This is a genomic window from Segatella copri (assembly GCF_019127135.1).
Taxonomy (GTDB): Bacteria; Bacteroidota; Bacteroidia; order Bacteroidales; family Bacteroidaceae; genus Prevotella.
This window is the reverse complement of record NZ_JAHOEA010000005.1, coordinates 68,487-90,842: the sequence shown is the minus strand read 5'-3', so window position 1 is coordinate 90,842 and position 22,356 is coordinate 68,487. Positions and strand designations below refer to the sequence as shown.

The 22,356-nt window shown below is 47.1% G+C and carries 15 protein-coding genes and 2 tRNA genes; 15 read left to right on the top strand and 2 right to left on the bottom strand.

Annotated elements, in window-relative coordinates; genetic code table 11:
• Nucleotides 1-9: 9 nt before the first annotated feature.
• The 11 genes from KSW37_RS02535 to KSW37_RS02485 all read left to right on the top strand — a co-directional run bounded on the left by KSW37_RS02535 (nt 10) and on the right by KSW37_RS02485 (nt 14,622).
• On the top strand, nt 10-285 hold the full coding sequence (locus tag KSW37_RS02535; RefSeq protein ID WP_217313204.1) for a hypothetical protein: 276 nt from the start codon (nt 10-12) through the stop codon (nt 283-285).
• Complete coding sequence (locus tag KSW37_RS02530) at nt 278-1,372, top strand: hypothetical protein (protein ID WP_217313203.1); 1,095 nt, start codon at nt 278-280, stop codon at nt 1,370-1,372. The genes KSW37_RS02535 and KSW37_RS02530 overlap by 8 nt, the downstream gene beginning before the upstream one ends.
• A 3-nt stretch (nt 1,373-1,375) precedes the next feature.
• Entirely contained in the window at nt 1,376-2,659 is a 1,284-nt protein-coding gene (locus KSW37_RS02525) for a hypothetical protein (protein WP_217313202.1), read from the top strand.
• Nucleotides 2,660-2,665: 6 nt separating this feature from the next.
• On the top strand, nt 2,666-4,090 hold the full coding sequence (locus KSW37_RS02520) for a hypothetical protein (RefSeq protein WP_217313201.1): 1,425 nt from the start codon (nt 2,666-2,668) through the stop codon (nt 4,088-4,090).
• 560 nt (nt 4,091-4,650) lie between these two features.
• Nucleotides 4,651-5,385 carry a hypothetical protein gene (locus KSW37_RS02515; RefSeq protein ID WP_217313200.1) on the top strand — a complete coding sequence of 245 codons (735 nt, stop codon included), beginning with the start codon at nt 4,651-4,653 and terminating at the stop codon, nt 5,383-5,385.
• 62 nt (nt 5,386-5,447) lie between these two features.
• On the top strand, nt 5,448-6,257 hold the full coding sequence (locus KSW37_RS02510) for a hypothetical protein (RefSeq protein WP_217313199.1): 810 nt from the start codon (nt 5,448-5,450) through the stop codon (nt 6,255-6,257).
• Nucleotides 6,258-6,647, top strand: coding sequence for a hypothetical protein (locus tag KSW37_RS02505; RefSeq protein ID WP_217743420.1), 390 nt, complete (start codon nt 6,258-6,260; stop codon nt 6,645-6,647).
• Between the two features lie 323 nt (nt 6,648-6,970).
• A complete protein-coding gene (locus KSW37_RS02500) occupies nt 6,971-7,417 on the top strand; it encodes an N-acetylmuramoyl-L-alanine amidase (protein ID WP_217313197.1) in 447 nt (148 codons plus the stop codon).
• A gap of 12 nt (nt 7,418-7,429) precedes the next feature.
• Nucleotides 7,430-8,002: a DUF6549 family protein gene (locus KSW37_RS02495; protein WP_217313196.1), complete on the top strand. Its 573-nt coding sequence runs from the start codon at nt 7,430-7,432 to the stop codon at nt 8,000-8,002.
• On the top strand, nt 8,002-12,744 hold the full coding sequence (locus tag KSW37_RS02490) for a phage tail tape measure protein (RefSeq protein WP_217313195.1): 4,743 nt from the start codon (nt 8,002-8,004) through the stop codon (nt 12,742-12,744). Before KSW37_RS02495 ends, KSW37_RS02490 begins: the two co-directional genes overlap by 1 nt.
• A 3-nt stretch (nt 12,745-12,747) precedes the next feature.
• A complete protein-coding gene (locus KSW37_RS02485; protein ID WP_217313194.1) occupies nt 12,748-14,622 on the top strand; it encodes a hypothetical protein in 1,875 nt (624 codons plus the stop codon).
• A gap of 45 nt (nt 14,623-14,667) precedes the next feature.
• Here the strand turns inward: KSW37_RS02485 and KSW37_RS02480 are convergent, their stop codons facing one another.
• Nucleotides 14,668-15,855 (bottom strand): tyrosine-type recombinase/integrase, encoded by a 1,188-nt coding sequence (locus KSW37_RS02480; RefSeq protein ID WP_217313193.1) that lies wholly within the window; start codon nt 15,853-15,855, stop codon nt 14,668-14,670.
• A gap of 130 nt (nt 15,856-15,985) precedes the next feature.
• Nucleotides 15,986-16,058 (bottom strand) — tRNA-Pro (locus KSW37_RS02475).
• A gap of 155 nt (nt 16,059-16,213) precedes the next feature.
• Here KSW37_RS02475 and KSW37_RS02470 point away from each other — a divergent pair.
• The 4 genes from KSW37_RS02470 to KSW37_RS02455 all read left to right on the top strand — a co-directional run bounded on the left by KSW37_RS02470 (nt 16,214) and on the right by KSW37_RS02455 (nt 22,341).
• Nucleotides 16,214-16,286, top strand: a tRNA-Phe gene (locus tag KSW37_RS02470).
• 199 nt (nt 16,287-16,485) lie between these two features.
• Nucleotides 16,486-16,842, top strand: coding sequence for a subtilase (locus KSW37_RS02465; RefSeq protein ID WP_217313192.1), 357 nt, complete (start codon nt 16,486-16,488; stop codon nt 16,840-16,842).
• Between the two features lie 18 nt (nt 16,843-16,860).
• Nucleotides 16,861-19,170, top strand: coding sequence for a pectate lyase (locus tag KSW37_RS02460; protein WP_217313191.1), 2,310 nt, complete (start codon nt 16,861-16,863; stop codon nt 19,168-19,170).
• Between the two features lie 204 nt (nt 19,171-19,374).
• Entirely contained in the window at nt 19,375-22,341 is a 2,967-nt protein-coding gene (locus KSW37_RS02455) for a SusC/RagA family TonB-linked outer membrane protein (protein WP_217313190.1), read from the top strand.
• Nucleotides 22,342-22,356: the final 15 nt, after the last annotated feature.

Here is a 22,356-nt window from a genome sequence, read left to right as displayed (position 1 = left end):
AATTAAAATATGGAAAGATACATCAAGGCAAACCGCAAGGTAGTGGAGTTCCTCCAGCTGACCGAGGACAGAACAGAACTTCCAGACGGCAACTTCATTCTCTGGTGCCAGGACATCCTGCCGCTTGGGGATCCTATCGTGTTTGAGGAGACGCTGTCCAAGATTGGCGCTATCGCCATGGACGGCAAGACAGCCCGCAAGGAGCAGGACGGCGAAGTATGCAACAAGCTGCCTGTTGCTATGGACAGCAGATTCATCATGAGAGAGGAGGCAAACGATGAGTAGTGCTAGCAAATCGGTCAACATCACGTTCCTGCAGAAGATGGGCACTTTCACGCCGTCTATCCAGTCTCCGGATGGAGATCTCTACCAGGAGTACCAGAAGAACGGCGATACCGTCATCGTCTATCCAGACTTTTCGAAGTCGCAGCCTAAGCTCTACTTCGTAGTCCTCTCGTCAAGAGCAGCTGATGGTGTCACGACACCTGTCTCCATGCAGTTCTTTTTCAACGAGACGGAGATTCCGTTCAACAGCTCTGGCAAATCAACCGGTCTCTTCGAAGGTCTCTTCGAGATTATCAGACCCAGTGCATCGCAGTTCTACTGGGGCCTGAAGATATGCAATAACCTGGTTAAGGCATCCAATTATACTGCCATCAACATCAAGATGGTCGGCAAAGTATCCGAGAGATCCAACCAGCAGGAGATTACCGATGAGGTGCAGGCGGTATACGAGATACCGGTCGGACCATACACAGGCGTTGCGTATCGTGTAAGCATCAAGGCTCCGGCTAACGACACACATAACTTCGTACTCAACGACAAGGATGATAGCTGCCAACTCGAAGCCAAAACCACGCTGGCCAACGAGACGCTGACATCAGGGCTATATTACAAGTGGTACAGAGCCACCAACAGCCTCACGGGTTGGGAGCAGATAGCAGGAGCAAACGGCAAGACCATTACTGTTAAGGCTTCTGAGGTCGATTGCACGCGTGAGTACATGGTAGAGGTCTACAATGACAAAGCCATGGGCAAGGATAATCTGTTGGGATTTGATTTCCAGACAGTCATCGACGCGTCGGATCCGTATGACATCGAGCCGAACCCGACACCCGCTGATGAGTCTATCAGCGAGGACGAGGCAGGTAATGGCACTGTGACCTATACACCTCGCATGATTGTCAGAGGCAAGTCAGAAGCGGTGGATACCAAATTTTATTTTACGCTGAAATCCGGTTCCGGTGTTGTCCTCAATACCGAAGCGGCACGCAAGCCTACTGTCCAGTTGAGTTCTTTCGCTGTGACGAGAGAAGACTGCATACACGCAGGTTACAGCAACGTAGCATTAACAATTCAATCCGTTAAATAGCCTATGTCAGTTATCACAAGAGTGATTAAGTTCCTCCGCGTCGGTGTTGGCATATCCAATACCGACGTGGAATATGCGGAGTCAACAAGTCCGACTACAGCTCCGACAGAGGGTTGGCAGACAACTGCTCCTCAGTGGCGCAAGGGCTACTATATCTGGAGCCGGACACACTTCTACTACACCGATGGAAGTGAGAAGGTGTCCACACCGATGTGCCATGGTGCTGCCGGCAAGGATGCCATCAACATACAACTATCCATGTCGACTATCGTTCACAAGAAGTCTCAATTCGTCGGATCTTATAGCATCGACGTGCAGGCATTCGAAGCTGGCATGGAAAAAGACTGTATTGTATCTTGTGACTTGACCAAAGATACTACAGGCGTCAGCATGCGTAGTGTCAAATATAAAAAAGGGAGACGCTTACAGATAACTATAGAAAAAAATACTATAGTCAACGATGCGCTAGACATATTAGTTGGAGTAGATGGGATATCCTATACATATAAGGTACCTATAATTACCGTTGAAGATGGTGAACCTGGAGCTAAGGGAGAGACTGGAGCAACAATTCGAGGACCGCAGTCTTGGTCTAAATGCGGCAAGGGCTACAGCTTCCAGGCAGGTGCTGCAGGCGAGAAGTGGAAGGATGTTGTCTTCTACGACTCCTGTTTTTATAGCTGCATCAAGACTCACGTCAAGTCTGCAACCAATTACCCAGGCAGTGACGAGGATACCAACAATGGCTACTGGCGACTTGGAAGCCCTTTTGAAATGGTTGTCGCCAATCTCATCTTATCGCAATTTCAGATTGTAGAAAATTTAGGTGTCCGAACAATCGAGATGAAGGATAAGGACGGAAATGTTGTCTTCAGAGCTAAGGACGGCGATCTCGTTTGCAAGGGTGGCATATTCCAGAATGTCAGCGTCTCTGGAGATGTCTCTGTCGGAAGACTGAGATACAACGAAAATACGGTTACTGATGGCACTAGTGTCATCAATGGCTCTTTTATCAGGGGTTGGGGTACCTTTGTCCTACCGCACCTGAAAGAAGGAGAATTCATGCGCATCGTGGTCTTCAATCCTATCATATCGCGCAATACACCGCCAACGGTACTTAAGGGCGAGAAGACAGAGGATGACTTCGTGCCGGCAGATACGAGTTATTCGCACACTAGAAAGACTACCATAGAAGTTTATGGGTGGTATGAACTCATCGGCACGGACAATTTTGGTCATACAAGATGGGTATTTAGTAATGTAGAAAATAATCAAAAATTAGAATAGCTGGAAATGGAAGGTAAAAAATTCAATTCCGTGACGAAAGTCACAACAGTCAACAGCAACCAGAGCGTGCTGCTGACAGATCAAAATGGCAATGTCACTACCATCGGGATGGATGCGCTTAAGGCTGACCTTGCTGTAGGTCAGCATGCCTGGTGCGGAAGAGTGTGGGACACAAATAACGCAACGCCTAAGGCGGCATCATACATTGGCTCACTTGAATTGCTGAAGGAGTTGCCATACATCCTCGGACTTGGCGCATACTTGGTCAAAAATGACCACAGCCGTAGGAAGCTCGACAGCAAGGATCACCACAGATATGCTACTGGTGAACCGGCAAGACTGGATGGTACAGAGGGTCACTACCAGTGGGGCTGGGGACGTAAATTCTACGTTGTCATCAAGGATATTGGCGGATTGCACTATGAGCAGATTGGCATCAAGCCAATACCAGGTGAATACAATCTTGAGATACCAATCGGCAGTATTTCTGCAGCTGGCTTCGCTACTATTGAGCGTAGTACCGGACGCCTGGTTAGTTACATCAACGATGCAGCTAACTACCGTGGTGGCGACAACAATGCTACCTATGATGGCAAGAACAATACGTTGCTGGGCAGACCTGCTACCGCTATGACTACAGAGCAGTTCAGAGCTGCAGCGCGTAAGAACGGCAAGGGTTGGCTTTGCACAACCATGCGACATACTTCCATTGTCGCAATTCTGTTCAGTGTCATTTTCGGCACTCATTATGATCAGGATGCAGTCAATGCTAACAAGGATGCCAACGGCCTCTTCCAAGGTGGACTCGGAGCAGGCTTGACGCAGATGCCGAACTGGGATACCTACAATGGTTGGCGACCAGTTGCACCAATGAGTGCAGGCATAGAGCTTGGTGATTCATGTGGAGAAGCGACCTATGCAGTTAAGGATGATGCAGGCAAAACGGTCTATAATGCCAAGATTCCATGTTTCTTCGGTTACAAGAACGGCTTCGGCAATCTCTGGCGAATGATGGATGATGAGTTCTGCCAGGTGAATAGTGACAAGACCATGACCCACCTGGTCGCTCCGTCTATTTACGGCTCATGGACTATCGGCAATGCTACAGGCATGAAGGCGTTGAGCAAGTCACCAGGTGACGGTGAAGGATTTATCAAGACCTGGTCGATGGAACATCTGGAGAACTTCTGTACGCAGATTGGTGCAACAGAGTCAACCTATTCGACTAGTTATTTCTGGAATACGTCAAAAGCAACTTCCGGTTTTCGCCTGTGTCTTCGCGGTGGCAACGCTTACGATGGTGGTCGATGCGGTCTTTCGTCGCTCAGCGTGTACAGTGCTGTCTCGGGTTCCAGTGTGCGCTACGGTGCGGCCCTCTGCGAAGCAGCATCCGAGTGGTCATTGGAACCAGTGTATTACGAGGCGGCCTAAAGTGTTCAGAGGTGTGCTGACGTGAGCAGGAGTGAGCAGGATTGACCAAGGTTCCCAAGCGGAGCCAAGGACAATCCTGAGCACCCTGCGAGCGTAGCGAGCAAACCCTACCGCCCTTGGGCGGTCGATTTTTTTTGAAATTTCGCTCTTTGACATTCTTTCATTCCGATTTTTTTCAGTACCTTTGCAGGCGGTTTCCAAACCAGGCTGTGATTCCTGCGCCGGTTTTCGCCTGTGTCTTCGCGGTGGCAACGCTAACAATGGTGGTCAATGCGGTCTTTCGACGCTCAACGTGAACAATGCTGTCTCGGATTCCAATGTGAACTACGGTGCGGCCCTCAACTTAACAAGATACTGCAGGTTAGTTTGCTTAGCTGCAGTGATTTCGGGAGTCAGGCCTTGCCTCATGGCAAAACATACACTTTAGCAGAATAGCTAGTAGATGATGACAATGGGTCATCCGGTCGAAAGTTAGGACATCATAAAAGCAGACAACAGACACAGACACCGACATTTATCAGACACCGACCTTTTTTTATATACATAAAAATTTAAAGCAAGTGAAGAGGTTAGGCAACATTTCACAGGAGGTGGAGACTTTGCAAAATTTTCGTGAAGCATTTTTTGATTTTTCCCGACACAAGAAGTCCCGTCTCTCTGTTCAAGCATTTGAGGCAGAGTTTGAGGCAAATCTTCAAGCCCTGCTAAATGCCTATACCCATCAGACTTGGCATACATCAGACTATGAGGCCAAGCCGGTTGAAAAACCCAAGCATCGCATAGTCAATAAGTTGCCTGTTGGCGATCATGTCATTCAGCATGCAGCCATGCACACCAGTGAAGATAAGTTGAGAGCCAAGATTCCTTTCAACAGCCCAGCTGGTACCAAGGGGCGTGGCACGCATTTCTTCTACAAGATTATCAAGCAGGACATCTTTACCTCGCCACAGCAAGACACATTCTATTGCTTGCCCATGGATATACATCATTATTTCCAGCATGTTGAGCACAATTTGCTCAAGAGAGAGTACAGGTTGTATATCAAGGACCGCAAGTTGCTTGCTTTCATCGACGAAGTCGTTGACAGCTATGCCAACGGCATAGTGCTGGGTGTCAAGCTCACACAACTTTTGGGACAACTGTTTCTGGCGAGGTTTGACTATCTCGCCATGCGGTGTTTTGATATACTCCAAGACCCCGAAAAACACGGCTATTGGCAGGCTCGCTACGTCACGGACATGCTCCTCACATGCCGCTCTGAGCAGCAAGCTATCGTTTTAAATGTGGGGGGGTAAAATCCCTCAATGAGCGCTTCGACCGTTTTTGCCGCGAGGGGCTCAAACATTATTATAGATTCATGGACAATATCTTCATCATGCATGATGATAAGGTCTTCTTACGCCTTATGGCGGAGCTTGCAGTCATGCACTTGGCTAGAGACTGGAAGCTGAGCATAAATAAAAGTTGGAATATTCATCGTACATGTGACGGCATAGACTTCTGTGGACAGAAGATCTTTGCCGATCATGCCCTTTTGCGCAAGCGCACCAAGCAGGCACTCTGTGCCCAGGTGGCAAGATTGCGCAAACGTGGACTTAGCGATGAACAGATCCAGCGCAAGGCAGCATCCAGGCTTGGCCTAGCCAAACACGCAGATACAAAAAACTTATTAAATAAAATCGGTATGAAAAAGTATGGTCAGATTGTGAAGGCTCGCAAGGGAGAGGTTCCCTTCGAGGGCATGAGCATGGCACAGAAGAAGCATCCAGGCGATATCCTGTGCCAAAACATTGAGGACTATGACAAGTTCCTCATCCTCATAGAGGATTACAAGATAGATAAGTCGAGAGTCGACTTCAAGATGGAGCAGGTTGAAGAAGTTGACGACCAGGGCGTCAAGCACATAGTCACCAAGAAGGTGCCTAAGGACCGCCTCGCCATCCGCTTCCGTTTCATCGATCACGTCCGGAAGACAGGACAACTCGATGAACATGGCGATGAGATTGAGGAACCGGTTTGGCAACCTGAGTCGTGGTGGCTCTTTACTGGCTCAGATATTCTGGTTGACCAGGCACGCAAGGAGTGGGAACTGCTGGAAAAGGGCTTCTATACCGTTGCAGCGGAACTCACCAACAAGTTTGGCAAGAAATTTTATAAGTTTATCTAGATGCACAAGAAATTTTATCTTTGCCGTATGTCATACTTGAGATATGACAGCAAGCATTTTCTTCTGTTCCTGAGTGAGCAGAAAGTAGAAAACTATCACCCAGACACCACAATGTCGGAGTCTGATGGCGATAGTAAGACAGTGACAGCATACAGCTACGAGGGCACAGAGATTGACGGCTCCACTAAGATTGAAGCTGAGTCGGCAAGCTATCGCCAGTTCGTGAATGGTCTGGTTCGTACTAAGTACAGTCAGGGCGATGTCGAAGCCATCCTGTGCAACCACGGCGACGGCAACAAGGAGCACGAGACAGAGTACCAGGTATTCCAGGAGTGGCGAGAGCAGGCTAAGCAGATGGCCAGAGAATTACTCGACAGAGATATCTCATAGTTATCAGATACGGCAGGAGGGCAATAGTTCTTCCTGCCGTATTTTTATATTTCTTATATTATCTGTACCTTTGTGCCAGATTTAATCAGGTACAGATATGCAGAGAAATACCAAGGATTGGATACACTACAGCTCTGCTGGCATAGTTCTGCTTGCTGGCATTGTGCTCGTGTACATCAGCTTTTTTATGTCCCACGACGTCACGTCTAACGTCTTGTGGTACTTTGGGCAGAGTCTGGTTTACGTGGCAACCGTCTTTGGTTTCGCACTGACTTTTGACACCAGAGTTAAAGACATTATCAATAAATATTTCAACAACAAAAATGGCACGCAAGATTAAGAAAATTTTCGTTCATTGTACAGCAAGCCGACAGTCATGGTCTGTCGATGCCTTGCTCAAGGAGTTCCGAGACAAAGGCTGGCATTATCCAGGCTACCACTGGGTCGTTACCGCAGATGGCAAACGCAAGCAGCTCATGACAGAAGACCTGCCGTCCAATGGAGTCAAGGGGCACAATTTCGATTCAGTCAACATTGCGTACATGGGTGGAATATCCCGCACAGGCAAGGCTATCGACAACCGAACAGAAGAGCAGAAGGCTGGACTTCGTCAACTCTTGAAGGAGTTGCGCCAGCGCTACCCTGATGCCAAGATCATGGGACATCGTGACATCTCGCCTGACAAGAACCACAATGGAGTGGTCGATCCATGGGAGCGCATAAAGGAGTGTCCATGCTTCGACGCTATTCCGGAATATGCAGACATTTAACAGAATGAGCAGATGAATAGAAGAACAAATAATGATATTGAGTGTATCCTCATATTTCTGCTGGTGATCAGCTTAGGCAGCGACTTTTACCACGCGCATAAAGCGCAGCAAGCGGATCAGAAGCGAAGTGAGCAGCTCAACAAGCTTCAGCTGCAGTATGCTCCAGCTGAGCGTGACACCATCCGTGACTCAGTCAAGACCGTGACGCAGAAGGTCATCATGATGCCTCCTGAAGAGTACAAAGAGTTTGCAACAGACCGACAATTGTTGAAAGATCTCAACATCAAGGTCAGTCAGATAATGGCGGATCAGCGCACATCGGTAGTCACCGAAGGCACTGTCAAGACGCTACGTGAGAATTCGCTATACAAGTATAGCGACAAGTGGTTGAGCGTGAAGCTCAACACTGCAGACTCTATGCTTACATATAAAGCGAGAGACAGCTTGCAATGCCTTGTCACTCGCAAATACAAACATCGATTTCTGTGGTGGAAGTGGGGAACCGATGGCTACAATATCAAGATGATCAATTTCAACCCCAACTCCACTATCTTATATAACAACTATATACAGGTCAACCGCTAATGGCAAGACAAGAAGTATATACAACAGTCATCAAGCTCAATTCTGAGGAGGCGAAGAACCGCCTCAAAGAGCTTGAAGATAAGGTCGCTCGTCTGAAGAAGGCTAAACAGGAAGCCTTCTCGACGGGCGATATTCGTTTAGGCTCATCTCTCGCAAAGGAGCTGAAGATTGCTGAGCGAGAGATGAAGCAATTCAAAAATGCGACCATGGGCGTCAAAGAGACGCTCGAGAACCTATCATCAGCGAGTCTCGGCCAGCTGGAGAAGGCTGCCCGCCATCTGAAGGGGCAGATGAAAGCTGTCACCGACCCTGCCGACTTCGCCAAGCTGGAGGCACAGCTAGACAGAGTCAAGGAGCAGATGCTTGCACTGAAGGGTGCAACACGCAAGGCCGACCAGGAAGCCAGCCGCATGACGGCTACCATGTCCAACCTGAAGCATGCGTCACTCAATGACCTCAACTTCACTGCTTCCAAGCTTCGCAGCCAGATGGCTGGCTACGACCCATCATCGACCATGTATGCCTCGCGAGCTTCACAGCTGAAGCTGGTGGAGGCAGAGTTGGAGCGCATCAGACAGAGCGAGCAGAAGGTGGTCACCCTCATGCAGCAGTATGACAAGGAGATTGACCGCACCAACGTGGACATCAAGGAGACCAAGAGACAGATGCAGCTCGTCAACAACACCATGGCGAACCTCAAAACCTCATCCATCCGTGACCTCGAATACTCCATCAAGGCGCTCAATCAGCAGATGCAGGGCATGCAGCGTGGTACCGAGCAGTTCAAACAGATGGAGCTGAAGGCGAAGCAGCTGAAGGCAGAACTGCAGGCAGTCAGAGCCGAGGGCGTTGCTCAGGAGTCCTGGATCAAGCGCTCTGCAGACTGGTTCAACCGCATGCAGGGCATCGCCCTGGGAGCCGTCGCTGCCATCTCCGGCATAACCTTCACCGTCAAAAAGTGCGTGGAGGAGTATGCAAAGATGGACGATGAGATGACCAACGTCCGCAAATATACCGGTCAGGCAGCCGAGGAAGTTGAGCGCATGAACGAGGACTTCAAGAAGATGGACACCCGAACTCCTCGACAGAAGCTCAACCAGCTAGCCGAAGATGCCGGAAGACTCGGCATCACATCGACTACTGCGGTTGAGGAGTTCGTTGATGGAGCCGATAAAATCAATGTCGCCCTCGGTGATGATTTGGGAGACAAGGCAGTCTCTCAAATCGGCAAGCTCGCCCAGATGTTCGGTGAAGACAAGACCATGGGCTTGCGAGGAGCCATGCTCGCAACCGGTTCGGCAATCAACGAGTTAGCGCAGAATTCTTCTGCCTCTGCCGGTTATCTCGTTGATTTCACCGCCAGAGTGGCTGGTGTCGGCAAGCAGGCAGGCTTCACGCAGGCGCAGATCATGGGTCTCGCATCAGTTCTCGACCAAAACATGCAGCAAGACGAAACTGCTGCAACCGCAGTTCAGAACCTTCTGGCCAAGATGTTTCAGGATTCTGCAAAGTTTGCTCAAATTGCAGGTCTCAATGTCAAGGAATTCGCAAAGACGCTGAAGGAGGACGCCAATGGCGCACTCCTCCAATTCCTGGCAGCCATGCGAGCAAAGGGTGGATTCGCAGACCTAGCACCTATGTTCGAGGAGATGAAGATGGATGGTTCAAGAGCGACAGGTGTCCTCACCGTCCTCGCTGACAAGCTCGATGATATCAAGTCTGCCCAGAACCTGGCAAGCGAAGCATATTCCGAAGGCACATCCGTCCTCAATGAGTTCGAGACACAGAACGAGAATGTACAGGCTCAACTTGACAAGGCGAGCAAGAAGTTCCTGGATCTCTCCATCGAGCTGGGCCAGAAACTCTATCCTGCAGCACGATATTGCATATCTGCTGCAAGTCTCGGGGTTCGGGCACTCTCCACACTCGTTGATTTCGTCAAAGATTATTGGCGCATATTAATTGTGCTGACAGCCGCCATCGTCACGTATACAGCAGTATCTAAGGCAAAGTTGATAGCAGACAAGGCGCAGATGGCATGGCTCAACATCATGATTCTGCGCGAAAAGGCGCATCTCGTCCTTGTGGGGCTTAAGACATCAGCTCTCAAGACCATGGAAATCGTTCAGATGGCATTGACACGTGAGATAAAACTGACCACTGCTGCGCAGATGTTATGGAACAAGGTGTTGTTGGCCAACCCGATTACAGCCGTGATTGCTGTTGTTGTGGGTCTGACAGCCGCAATCGTCACACTCTCTAAAGAGACGAGCACAGCTGAGCAGGCGCAGCGTGACTACAATGATGCCGTGACCGATGCCAACAAGCAGGCATCAGAAGAGGAGGCATCCATCATGCGCCTCGTTTCTGCCATCCAGTCCAACACCACAGCTGAGTCAGACCGCAAGGCAGCACTGGAGGAGCTCAACGGCAAGCTGATGCGTGAGCACCTCGGCAACATCACAGAGGAAGCAGTGCGCACCGGTCAAGCAACAAGGCAAATCCAGTCGTACATTGACATGATGAAGAAGAAGATCGTCATCGACGGTCTGCAGAAGAAGCTTGCTGAGTCTATAGCCAAGCAGGCAGAACAAGAAGACTTGCTAAGCGAAGCTGACAACGACAAGCGTGGGTTCTGGGCTAAAGTTTGGGGGCGTATTAATCCATTTGCAAGTGGTAAAACTAAGATGTTAAACTTAGCTTCTGACAACAGAGAAGTGTTCATTGATGTGATGAACAAGAGCATTGAGCGTGAAAAGCAGTATCAGCAGAAGCTCATCGATAAGATTAAACAGTTAGAGTCCCAGCACTTCGAAATTAATGATCCGGAACCATGGCGCAACAATGGCTACAATGGCAAGGGCAATGATGGTACCATCATTAAGAAGCAGAGTACAGCCGGCACTCATCAGGTTTCAGAAAAAGAGCGCAAGGCTCGTGTCAAAGCAGGGAAGGCAGCTGCAGCCGAGGCACGTAAGCGCCAGGCTGAAGCCAAACGCAAGCAGAAGCAGGCCGCCGATAGCATCAAGGCTGAGACCAACGAACTGATGGCAGACAACGCTAAAGCCTATGCAGAAGGCAAGAAAACCTATCTGCAGTTCATCGATGACCGTCAAAACATCCAGATTAAGGGCTTTGCCAAGCTGAAACAGTTGTATGGTGCTGAGAGTAATGAATACAAGCAGTTGCTAGACAACCAGGTCAACGTTGTCAAGCAGCATGATGCTGCAATTCAGAAGATGAATGAGCAGACCATTGAGCGTGAACGCCTCCAGAAGGAGGCTAGCATCAAAGCTCAGTACAATGATGCCAGTTCAGCTATCTATCAGAATGATACCGCTCTTAATGAAGCCCTATATAAGAATGATGTTGAAGCCATGAAAAAACGTCTTGCACTCTTCAAAGACAGAGAGGGCAGCGAGGAGTGGCTGGATCTGAAGGCTGAGATGGAACAGGCTGAGCTCGACCACCAACTGCAGATGCAGGAGTCATACCAGAACCAGCTGAAGGAGTTGCGTCAGCAGTTCGGTAAGCAAGACCTGCAGGCACAGGAGACCATGTACCTCAATGGCCTTGACAATCTCTACAAGCAGGGATTAATCAAGGAGGAGGAATATCAGCAAATGAAGTTGGAGATAACCAAGCAGTTTGCTGCACAGAGAGCGCAGATTGATGCTGATGATCATGGAGCCGGTAGCGCTCAAATAAAAATTAATGATAAGTCATCTGAGATGGTCAACAGTGCCAGGGCTGCTGCAGGTGAGTCCCAGTCGACCGGCAATGCAACTCTGGGTGGATACTTCTCCTCACAAGTTGAGAACTATAAGAACACCATGGAGAAGTTGAAGGAGTTGTATGGCAACGACAAGCAGAACCATGCTGCATACATGCAGGCCAAGGCGCAGGTCACCGCCGACTTCCTCGACAACATGGTGCAGCAGACATCTGCGGCATACAACGGCATCAACAACATTCTTTCTTCTGCGTCAGCATACGCTCAGGCATGCTCAGACCTGGAGCAAGCCAAAATCTCAAAAAACTACGAAAAGCAGATTGCTGCAGCAGGCAACAACTCGAAAAAGAAGAAAAAGTTGGAGGAGAAGCGAGACAAGGAGTTAGCAGCTGCCAAGTCCAAGGCCAACAAGAAGTCCATGAAGATTGAGATTGCTCAGGCAATCGCATCAACCGCCATGGCTGCCATAAACGCCTATTCTTCAGCAGCTAGCATCCCTGTCACCGGTTGGGTCATGGCGCCAATCGCTGCCGGCATGGCAACCGCAGCAGGTATGCTGCAGATTGCTACCATCAAGAAGCAGCACCAGGCAGAGGCAGCAGGGTACTACGAAGGTGGTTACACCGGAGGAACCAGGTACCGCAAGCAGGCAGGCATCGTCCATGAGGGTGAGTTCGTCGCTAACCACAACGCGGTCAACAACACCTCCATCCGTCCAGCTCTCGACCTCATTGACAAGGCGCAACGCTCCAACACCGTTGGATCTCTGACCGCTGAGGACATCAGCCGGGCACTCGGAGCAGGCGGAAGCGCCTCCGTTGTCGCTCCTGTTGTCAACGTCAGCAACGACAACACCGAGGTGTGCCAGTCTCTGGACGGAGTCAACTCAGCAGTGAGCAGACTCAATCAGACGCTAGAGGATGGCATCGCCGTAGAGCTGCCTATTGCAGGTCGCAGAGGCATCTACCGACGCCTCAAAGATTATCAAAAGATATTAGACAACAAGTAGCCTATGATTACATGTATTATCAATGGCCATCGGGCATACCCGATATCCACATCATCCATCAAGGTGACATACGCCAACCAGTATGTCACCGATGATGGTGAGTACACCTATGACATCACCTTCCCCATGAATATCCTGGAGAACCGTGTCATTTTCAAAAATGTCTCACGCTTGGAAGTCAAGAAGAATATCGCCAAATACGATGACTGCAAACTGTTCTGTAACAGCCAGCTCATCATGAGTGGTGTCGGTACCATACTCTCCGTGAATGAGAAAGAGATCAAACTGCAGATAGTCGGAGGCAAGTCACGCATCAAATTCAATGACCGCATGACCAAGCACTACATCGATGAGATTCCATTCGGCACAGCTGATAAACCTGGTTATACTATTGATAAAGGTTTTTCTCAGGGATTTAAAAACCAGCTGAAGATTAAAGACATCTACAGGCTGAATGAAAATCATTCGGAGTTCCTGGGAGCGGAAGGTAGATGGTGCTTCATGCCAGTAAGAGACGAAACGAACGACCTAATCGCAAATTTTGTTGGGGTGGATAAAACAAAGCAGTTCATCGGCTACAATGCACCATTTATCATGAACCTGGCAGTTCAGCCAAGCTTGATGTATATCTTCCGCAAAGTGGTAGAATATGAAGGATACACTCTCAAGCGCAACGACTTCGACTGCAAGCCGTGGAACCAGCTATATATAGCTTCGGCCTACAAGACTCGTGAACTGCGCAGGGCGCTTCCACATTGGTCATCTTATACATTCATTGAAGAATTCCGGAAATTCTTCAATGCCTCCATCTACTTCGATGAAGCCGAGAAGACCTGCTGCGTCATCAGTTCCTCAGAGTTGAGTTCTGTAGATTCAATTGAGATAGAACCACTGGATGAATATTCGGCAGACTATGACGAGGACGGTTCTTTCAGTACTTCATCAACCGCTAACCTGGAGTATAAGCTAGATGATTCAGTCAATAGAGGTAGCTATGAGAGCATCTCCAAGAAGGTGTTCAGAAACTTCAATATTGTCAAAAGCGTAGATTATTTTGGCGAGAGCAACCAGTTCGCCTTGACAACACAGGGATGGAGCGAGAAGAAGAAGAGACAGACCATCATCGAGCACTTCTACAGCTATTACATATATGTAGAGGAGGACAATACCAAGACCTGGCAGTTGGCAGGTTACTGGTCACCGCTTATCAGAGACCAGAACTCCGATGATTACGTTGATCTCTGCATCTCTCCAGCAGCGCAAGTTGTAGAAGATATCAATTTCAAGACAGCATTCTTAGGAGAAGATAATCACTACGAGAAGCGTTGCCTGTTGTCAATACCTAATGACAAGGAAGCGGATTCCAAGGAGTGCGATGTTGATGATGACGGATATAGCTACATATCCGTACAGGATGCCATAGATGATGAGTCGAGCATGGAAGAAAGCGAAGATGAAGAGGAGGTCATGAGTGTTTTCTTCATTCTGCCAGGCAAAGTGCAGGCGTATGACAAGCCATATGGCCATATTTCTTGGGTTGGAAATAAGTCGAGGTGGCCTATGTTTATAACCGATTACCGCATTAATACTGATTATCAGTATGCAGGAGTTAGTTCTATAGGGGACACAAAATTATTCTCTCTGTCTTTGAATTCTACCAATACAGGTGTCATATCACTTGGTAAGTTCCATAATTCAGTTATCAAAATTGATAATCGAAATTGCATGGAAGTCAAGTTCAAGTCAGATGTCATACCGGACCCTTCCAAGATATACATCATCCGCAACAAGAAATTTGTGTGCGAGAAGATAGAGATGGAAGTAAAGGACGATGCCATCGAGCCAGTTTACACGGGATATTTTTATATGCTATCATAATATATATAATAAGGTGGGGAGCAGTTAGCTCTCCACCTTATTATATTATAGGATACCCTGATAGTTCTTGATATACTCATTCGCCGTCTGTATATCCTTAGGCGTATAGATGTCTGTGATGAGTATGGATGAGTGTCTCGCCTGGTCTCTGACCGACAAGACGTCGGCATTGGCCCGCAGCATATTGGTGATGCCAGTGTCTTTCAAGCTGTAAAACTTGAACCGAGGTGAGAGCTTCAGTTCCTTCCTCAGGACACGAGTCCAGTAGTCTCTGAACATTTTCTCATTTTTTCTTTCTGGTCCGGGGCAGAACCCGTCAGAAAAGAGGTAGTCCTGCCCTGGGTGTGAGAAGATATTGAGTTCCATCATGAGTTTGATGACATGAGTCGGCAACGTAATCACAGCATCATTACCATTTTTAGTGTTCTCACCATGCAGAGTGAGTGTCTGAGTCTTGATATGAATATCACAGATTCTGAGATAGGACATCTCTCGAGGGCGGATGAAGAGGTAGTGAATGATTTCACACGCCAGCAGATAGTGCCTGTTATGCTCCATCAGATAATCTCTGATGAGCTGCATAGTGCAATCCGGTATGACATCTCTGCTTTTCTTCTGTCTGTTCTTGATACGTTCCAAACCTTCTGTTGGGTTCTTTGGTATATAGCCTCGAGCTAACAGATAAGCGGAGAAACTCTTAGTCCAGGCAAGATAGTTATTGCGAGTCAATACTGTATTATTCCTGTCGATGAAAATGTAGTCCAGAAACTTACTCACATTACTTTTGTCCCATTGGTAGGAGAAGTTGAGGACTATGTTTTTCTCCTTCTTCCATCTCTCCAGGATTCTGACACGACTGCTATAGTCAACAAAAGTCTCCTCACGCATGCTACCCTCGTTGCACATCTTGACGAGATAAGCCTTATATTTCTCGAGTACATCTTCCCACTTCGTATATTCCAGTGGCTGCAGAGCCTCAATCCATGGGTTCCAGCCAGCCATGAGCTTCTCTGTGAGATTCTTGATAATCTGGTCGGCATAGGCGCGCTGGTTCCGCTTGCCCTTAACATGATCGAGCATGATTTTTTTCTTCCTCATGCGGTTGATGCCTGGATCAAAGGCCATGAAGGAGATATAACATTCAGATGCCTGGTGAAAAACTGGTGGTTTCCAGCCAATGACACTGCTAAGTACTGTGTCATTCGAATTTGGAGCATAATTTTTTTTAGCCATATCTTTAATTTTTCTCAGATATAGCCTGTTATTAATAATGTATATAGGAGTGATACCGAAATTGTACCGACCATTTTGGCACCGACTGAGGTAAATCCTCAGTGTTTATGGCACATTTACCGGTTTTTCGTCGGGATTACTGGACTCGAACCAGCGACCTCATCGTCCCGAACGACGTGCGCTACCAACTGCGCTAAATCCCGATATCTGCTGCAAAGGTACATTAAATAATGGATAATACCAACAAAAATAGGCTTTTTTTATCTTTTTTGAAAGAAATTTCCCGAAAAATTTGCAGGAACCAGAAAAAAGTATTACCTTTGCACCTGCAAATGATAAATCGCGATTTGTGAAAGTTGGTGCCATAGCTCAGTTGGTAGAGCAAAGGACTGAAAATCCTTGTGTCCCCGGTTCGATTCCTGGTGGTACCACTTCTTTGTGAGACTGAATCTTCGTAACAGGATTCAGTCTTTTTTTATGCCCTTTTTTATAATACTCCATTTTACACTTATGAAAACGTTTGCGTATAAAAGTTGTCGTAAAATGTTCTGTAGTAGAACTATTTTGGTTATATTTGCACCATAATAGTTAGCATCAAACCAAAAATTAATCTAACAAACATTCGTTAAAATGAAAAAAGCTTATTTGTTATTCTTGGCTGCAATGTTGTCTACGGCAACATTTGCCGACAACAAGCAAACGGTAAAGATTGATGGCCAGGTCATAGACAAGACTGTCAGAGAGATTACCTTTGATGGCGACAATGTTGTTCTTCAGTATTCAGATAATACATCTGATCAGGCAGATATGTCGCTCGTAACCCTTTCTTTCACTTATCAAACTACCGGCATCAGCCAGATTGAAGATATAAAGAAAGCATTGCAAGGAAAGGTTTATAACCTTCAGGGGCAATGTGTTGGTAAATCCCCTAAGGGCTTATCTAAGGGTGTTTATATTATTAACGGTAAGAAAGTTATCATCAAATAAAATAAGGAGGATTGAACAATGAAGAAAATGGTATTTACTTTGGCACTCCTCCTGATGAGTCTGAGTGCTGCCGTGGCACAGACAAGGACATTTAAGATTACCCATGCCGTGGCTCGCAACAGCAAGGTGAACCAGATGTATGTTACCACCAAGTCGGGTGATGTGAAGTATTATAATACTGCAGACTTGACAAGTGTGAAGTTCGAAGGTGATAAGGCAATCATCGCACCTAAATCAGGTTCAGAGAATGATGAGTATGATGCTTCTGTTCAGGAAATCAGTTTCGCAAAGAAAGTAGAGCAGGGGACAAGTGGTGATTTCAACAATCCTGCAGGCGTTATCCAGATTACAGAAGCAAAGGGCTGGCAGGAGTCTGCTTACCTGAAATGGACTTCTTTCGAGGGTGCTTCTTCTTACAATGTTTATGTAGATGACAAGAAGATTGACGCTCAGCTGGTTCGTCAGTATAAATCTTATTATCGTGCCGATGTCCTCGGTTTGAAGGAAGGTACTTATTCTGTAAAGGTTGTTCCTGTAAATGCCGATGGTGCAGAGATTGCTGGTGCCAATACTGCTTCTAACTTGGTTGTAAAAAGCTACAACCGTGAAGGCTTTGCTCATTTCAAATATGATGGTGTAGGTGCTTACAATAATGACGGAACTTTGAAGGCAGGTGCGAAGGTACTCTATATCACAGCCAGATCAGCCAAGACCGTTTCTACAACCGTTAATACGGGTAAGCTTGAGACCATTACCGGTCTTCAGTCTATTATTGATGCATATTCAAAAGGTAAGGATAAAACCCCAATCGCCTTCCGTTTTATCGGTAAGATAAGTCTTTCTGACTTAGATCACATTTCAAGTTCTGCTGAAGGATTGCAGATTAAGGGTGCCAAGATGAATATGACATTCGAGGGCGTCGGTGACGATGCTACTGTTTATGGTTTCGGTTTCTTGCTTAGAGATGCAACCAGTGTAGAGTTCCGCAACTTGGCTATCATGCGTTGCCTGGACGATGCCATGTCTCTTGATACAAACAACTCCCATGTCTGGATTCACAATATGGATTTCTTCTATGGTAAGAAGGGTGGTGCTGCCGACCAGGCTAAGGGTGATGGTACGGTAGATATCAAGGCTAACTCCCAGTATATAACCGTGGCTTACAACCGTTTCTGGGATAATGGTAAGGCTTCTATGTGTGGTATGAAGACAGAAAGTGGCCCTAACTATATCACTTATCATCATAACTGGTTCGACCATTCAGACTCTCGTATGGCCCGTATTCGTACCATGAGTGTTCACATGTACAACAATTATTATCTGCACAATGATGTTTATGGTGTTGGTGCTACAATGGGTTCAAGCGTATTCATGGAGTCAAACTACTTCGATTCAACCAAGCGTCCTATCATGAGCTCTAAGCAGGGTACTGATGCCAAGGGTGATGGTACTTTCTCTGGTGAGAATGGTGGTTTGATTAAGGCATACGGCAATGTATTTGCCAACAAGCCAGATAACTTCAGTTATGTCCCATACGCAGAAAACAATACAAGTTTTGATGCATACGAGGTTTCTGATCCAAGTGAGCAGGTTCCTACAAGCGTAAAAACTTTGGTCGGCGGTACCTCTTATGATAATTTCGATACCAACCCAAGCCTCATGTATGCATACGCTGCTGATAAGGCTGCAGATGTTCCTGCTATTGTAGAAGGATTCTATGGTGCAGGTCGTTTGAATCATGGCGATATTGATTTCGTTATTCCTGATGAGACGGTAGTAACCAATGGTCATCAGCAGCCATGGCCTGCTTTGGCAAGCCTTCTCGACTCTTATACTTCTGGTGTTGTCAAGGTATTCGGCGAGAGTAATGCTGCTGGCGAAGGTGGTTCTACCGGAGGTGGCGAGACTGGTGGTTCTACTGGTGGTACAGAAGGTGGCAGTACTGTAACTCCTATCGAGGGTACTGTTTTGGTAACATTCACAGATTCTAAGCCTTCAAGTAGCATAGTAACAGTTTCAGGCAACTATTCTACAAGTAAGGGAACTGCTACTATTGACGGCACTTCATATTCTACTTGTGTAAAGATGGAATCTGCAACTAATATCTCAGTAACTGTTGATAAGAAAGTCACAATGACCCTTTATTTCAGTTCTGCAGATACCAAGACGAACGCCAAAATTGATGGAAAGAAGCCTGCTGAAGTAAATGCGGTTATTGATTCAACAGCTAAGACAATGACTGTAACATTGGATGCAGGTTCTCATACTATTACAAAGCAGGATACATGTAACCTCTTCGGTATTAAACTTGTACCTGTAAAAGAGTAAAGGTATAGAACTGATTTAAAGATTCCTGCCTCTTTAATGAAAAAACGGACAAAAGCTAGATAAAGATTTGCTTTTGTCCGTTTTTTCTTTATTTTTGTCTTAAATCTATCTGCTGTTTTCTTCTCTTTTCCCTACTTTTGCAACCGAAAACAATTTTAAACGCAAACGCATTTTAAACGTAAAACGCAACCTAAAAGTAAAACAATGAAAGCAATCCAGAAATTAGCAAAGAGAAGTTTGCTTCTCGTGGCATTGTTCGTCATCGGATGTCTGCAACTTATGGCGCAGACTAGAACCATCAAAGGTGAGGTGACTGATGCGCAGAATGGTGAGGCTCTGATTGGCGCCACTGTCATGGTGGAAGGCGAAAAGGGCGGTACAGTTACTGATTTTGACGGTAACTTCAGTCTTCAGGTATCTTCTTCTGCCAAGAAGATCAAGGTATCTTATATCGGTTATATTGATAAGGTACTTTCTATCTCAGACAATATGAAGGTGAAACTCGAATCCGACAGCAAGGCGCTGGCTGATGTCGTGGTCATCGGATATGGTACGGCAAGAAAGAGTGACCTGACTGGTTCCGTAGCTACCGTGAAATCGAAGGACTTTAACAAAGGTCTCGTTTCTTCTCCAGAACAGTTGATCAATGGTAAGGTTTCGGGTGTACAGATTATGTCCAACAGTGGTTCTGCCTCTGCCGGTAGTACCATCCGTGTGCGTGGTGGTGCATCTCTGAATGCCAGCAACGACCCTCTTATCGTGCTCGATGGTGTGCCATTGGAGCAGGGTGGTATCTCGGGTAACAGCAGCAACTTCCTCAGCATGATCAACCCTTCTGATATCGAGAGCATGACTGTATTGAAGGATGCTTCTTCTACAGCCATCTATGGTTCCCGTGCTTCTAACGGTGTCATCATCATTACCACTAAGAAGGGACAGCAGGGTGCTGTGAAGGTGAACTTCAATACCACCAACAGTTTGCAGACCCGTGCGCAGATGGTAGATATGCTGAGTCGTGATGAATTTGTGAATGTCATCAACCAGTTTGGTACAGATAACCAAAAGTCATTGCTCGGTACAGCCAATACCGACTGGAATGATGAGGTTTACCGTACAGCTTTCGGTACAGATAATAACCTCAGCGTGAGCGGCAGCATCGACAAGTGGTTGCCATTCCGCGTGTCTGTAGGCTATTACAACCAGAGCGGTCTGGTTCGCAAGGACAATGTGGAGCGCTGGACAGGTAACGTGGTATTGACTCCTAGCTTCTTCCAGGATCACCTGAAGTTGACCATCAACGCCAAGGGAACCCTCAATAACAACTCATTCAATAATGGTGGTGCCGTATGGGCAGCTGCCACATTCAACCCAACCATTCCGGTTTATTCCGGCAACGACAAGTATGGTGGCTACAACGAGGCTCTCGATGCTGACGGCTATCCAGTGAATGCCGGTGTAAGAAACCCTCGCGGTCTGGTTGATCTGTATGATTCAAAGAGTAAGGTAAGCCGCTTCATCGGTTCGATGGATGTAGATTACAAGGTTCATTTCCTTCCAGACCTCAAGCTCCATGCTACCGTGGGTGCTGATTATGCCAAGGGTGATGGAACCATTCATGTTCCTGTCTATGCAGCACAGAGCTACAACAAGGATGAGTCTTTGGGCGGTAGCGATTATAAGTATGGTCCTCAGAAGAACGAGAACCGCTTGCTTACCCTCTATGCCAACTATGCAAAGTATTTCGAAGATATCAAGAGTAATGTAGATTTGACTGCCGGTTACGACTATCAGTACTGGAAGAGTACTACACCTCTTTATTATACCAAAAGTGCGGCAGGCACAAACCTGTCAACCGTAAAGGCATCTGATTACCGTCATGTAATGTTGTCATATTACGGACGTATCAACTATTCATTCGATGGAAAGTATCTCCTGACGGCTACCGTTCGTCGAGACGCATCTTCCCGTTTCTCTAAGGATACCCGTTGGGGTACTTTCCCATCTGTTGCTTTGGGCTGGACTTTGACAGAAGAGCCTTGGTTGAAGAACCAGAAGGTACTTTCTAACTTGAAACTCCGTGCCAGCTATGGTGTTACCGGTCAGCAGGAGGGCATCGGCAACTACAACTATCTGCCGGTTTATACCTACAGCGTGACAGGTGCCGAAGCATTCATCAACGGACAGTATATCAATACTTACCGTCCTGAGGCTTACGTATCAGACCTGAAGTGGGAGACAACTACCTCCTGGAACTTCGGTCTTGATTTCGGATTTCTGGATGGCCGTATCGGTGGTGCCATCGATTTCTATACCCGCAAGACCAAGGACCTGTTGGCATCAGTACCAACAGCAGCAGGTACCAACTTCTCAAAGACTATCCTTACCAATGTGGGTAATGTGGACAGCAAGGGTATTGAGGTTTCTCTGAATGCAACCCCTATCCAGACCAAGGACTGGGAGTGGAATCTGAGCTACAACTTTACCTGGCAGAACATGAAAGTGAAGAACCTTTCATTGACAAAGGGTGGAAGCCAGACCAACGTGAAGGTAGGTCCATCTATCGATGCTTACCAGTTCCAGGTACTCTCTGAGGGATATGAACCATACATGTTCTATGTATATCATCAGCTCTATGACTCTAAGACAGGCAAGCCAATCGAGGGTGCTTATGCCGATTTGAACAATGATGGCGAAATCAATGATGCCGATCTCTACCGCTATCACTCTCCAGCCCCTAAGTATATCATGGGCTTGAGCACATCCTTGAGATACAAGCAGCTGACACTCGGTATGAGCTTCCGTGCCAACATCGACAACTATGTATACAACGGCATGGGTATGAGTACAGGTGCTTTTGAGACAGTAAGCTACAACAACTCACAGCTCAACAATCTCAACACCAGTTTCCTGAAGACTGGTTTCAAGACCCGTCAGTATCTCTCTGATTACTACGTAGAGAATGCTTCCTTCCTGAAACTCGACAACCTGAGTTTGAGTTACAATGTAGGCAAGATCAACAAGTGGGCTTCGCTTACCGTATCTGCGATGGTACAGAATGTATTCACCATTACCGGTTACTCAGGTACAGATCCTGAGGTGCCAAACGGAATGGACAACTCATTCTATCCACGTCCTCGCACTTACTCAGTAAGCCTCGGACTTCAGTTCTAACAATAAAACAGATAA

Coding starts and splice junctions, on each gene's coding strand:
- KSW37_RS02510 (WP_217313199.1), top strand. CDS start 5,448: ATGGACAATATCTTCATCATGCATGATGATAAGGTCTTCTTACGCCTT.
- KSW37_RS02495 (WP_217313196.1), top strand. CDS start 7,430: ATGAATAGAAGAACAAATAATGATATTGAGTGTATCCTCATATTTCTG.
- KSW37_RS02505 (WP_217743420.1), top strand. CDS start 6,258: ATGCACAAGAAATTTTATCTTTGCCGTATGTCATACTTGAGATATGAC.
- KSW37_RS02500 (WP_217313197.1), top strand. CDS start 6,971: ATGGCACGCAAGATTAAGAAAATTTTCGTTCATTGTACAGCAAGCCGA.
- KSW37_RS02535 (WP_217313204.1), top strand. CDS start 10: ATGGAAAGATACATCAAGGCAAACCGCAAGGTAGTGGAGTTCCTCCAG.
- KSW37_RS02490 (WP_217313195.1), top strand. CDS start 8,002: ATGGCAAGACAAGAAGTATATACAACAGTCATCAAGCTCAATTCTGAG.
- KSW37_RS02485 (WP_217313194.1), top strand. CDS start 12,748: ATGATTACATGTATTATCAATGGCCATCGGGCATACCCGATATCCACA.
- KSW37_RS02520 (WP_217313201.1), top strand. CDS start 2,666: ATGGAAGGTAAAAAATTCAATTCCGTGACGAAAGTCACAACAGTCAAC.
- KSW37_RS02480 (WP_217313193.1), bottom strand. CDS start 15,855: ATGGCTAAAAAAAATTATGCTCCAAATTCGAATGACACAGTACTTAGC.
- KSW37_RS02530 (WP_217313203.1), top strand. CDS start 278: ATGAGTAGTGCTAGCAAATCGGTCAACATCACGTTCCTGCAGAAGATG.
- KSW37_RS02455 (WP_217313190.1), top strand. CDS start 19,375: ATGAAAGCAATCCAGAAATTAGCAAAGAGAAGTTTGCTTCTCGTGGCA.
- KSW37_RS02465 (WP_217313192.1), top strand. CDS start 16,486: ATGAAAAAAGCTTATTTGTTATTCTTGGCTGCAATGTTGTCTACGGCA.
- KSW37_RS02525 (WP_217313202.1), top strand. CDS start 1,376: ATGTCAGTTATCACAAGAGTGATTAAGTTCCTCCGCGTCGGTGTTGGC.
- KSW37_RS02460 (WP_217313191.1), top strand. CDS start 16,861: ATGAAGAAAATGGTATTTACTTTGGCACTCCTCCTGATGAGTCTGAGT.